Below are 1,423 nucleotides of genomic sequence, written 5' to 3'. Positions count from 1 at the left end.
GTTACCGGTGCGACACCGGTCGGGTTCCCCGACAAGGGTGAAGGTGCACCAAGAAAACTAATATTTCATTTTTACCTCTTCATCTGAGCGTTTACTCCTCTGTTTGTAAAAAACCTACCCCTGTGAGATCTCCCCATCTCCCCATCTCCCCATCTCCCTATGCAAGCAATCTACTCTCTTTGAATGCAACTCGGTATAAGATGTAATGATCTCAAAGAGTCCAAGATCGGTTCCATCATCTTGGAATGAAAGCCATGGGAAGTATGTAGCCTGCGGTAGTCTACCTCTTGTTGAGCCAACTGGCGCATGAATAATGCGATGTTTCTTTGGAACCGCTTCGCGATTGACCGTTCGCGCAGCGTCGGGCAAAGCCGGAAAGGTGACGCTACGGGAACGCATCAGTAGGACATTTAATAACCGATTGGGATGGTAGGTTAATCACTGCTAAGGATAGTTCCTGACCGAGCTTGGGTTAATTGCGGGAGCCATTACTTGCAGGAGCCATGATTGCTCATATTTAAAAGCAAACGTTAGTTAATCTAACAAAATTTCGCTACTATAGCTTTTTTTCAATGATTTATTCAATACTTACCCTGAAAACAGCGATGCAGCGCCGACCTGCGGGGGTTCCCCCCATGAGCGACTGCATCAAGACAGGGTAAAACGATTTACTGTAAGCCAACTCAGCGCGCTGTTTGAGATTTTTTTTTAGATTTTTTTGATCAATTAGGACTTACCCATTGCCCCGGTTGCTCCACCAAACTTAGTATATTTTTTGATGACTACCCACCATATTTGGTGGGTTAGCAGGCCAAAACCAACTAAACTTCGTAACTTCTATAAATCCTGGAACTTTAATCATCAAATCTACGTCTATAGATAGTTGATTAATTGAAAATAGCTAATTGTTTACCCTACTCGATAGATGAGTTCACAATTTTTTCACAAAGTCTGATTAACCTGTTAGCCAAGTCTGATTACTAAAGTCTGATCACTAATCAGATGTTGCTTCAGCTCAATTTAATTGTTGGAGGTTTGTCAATGAACTCGCTCAGTTCCACGTCGAGCATCGTTGAGTTGATTGAATGGGATATACTACAAGATGTAGCAGTTGATTGACAATTGATTGACCGCTGTTGACAACATTAACTTTTTTTAAAATCTTGAATTTTGACAGGGATTTTAATATATTGTGTGAAAGGTTGATTAAATAGCAAAGCCATTGTTAAACCGTTTGGAAAACTAATGGTGATTATTGCATCTATGGTCAAGTTATTCGTCATCAAAAATCCTGAAATGCTAACAGATTATGGCACTTTTGACAAGTTGGCACAACCGCTTCAACGACCGCCTAAAGTTCAGAGACTATTTATCACACAAATCCTAAATGTGTAGGGGACACAGCGTGAAGCGTGTCACATCC

General features: G+C 41.3%; 2 protein-coding genes. One reads left to right on the top strand and one right to left on the bottom strand.

The features are described 5' to 3' along the window. Window positions 1-114: 114 nt before the first annotated feature. Window positions 115-399: a hypothetical protein gene (locus F6K49_RS48970; RefSeq protein ID WP_293109972.1), complete on the bottom strand. Its 285-nt coding sequence runs from the start codon at window positions 397-399 to the stop codon at window positions 115-117. Window positions 400-1,245: 846 nt separating this feature from the next. Here F6K49_RS48970 and F6K49_RS48965 point away from each other — a divergent pair. Next, the gene (locus F6K49_RS48965; protein WP_293053687.1) at window positions 1,246-1,395 is read left to right on the top strand and encodes a hypothetical protein; all 150 of its coding nucleotides are present in this window, start codon (window positions 1,246-1,248) and stop codon (window positions 1,393-1,395) included. Window positions 1,396-1,423 lie beyond the last annotated feature (28 nt).

This window comes from Moorena sp. SIO3I6, from assembly GCF_010672095.1.
The sequence above is the reverse complement of the archived record's forward strand: the minus strand, read 5'-3'. Positions and strand labels throughout refer to the sequence as shown.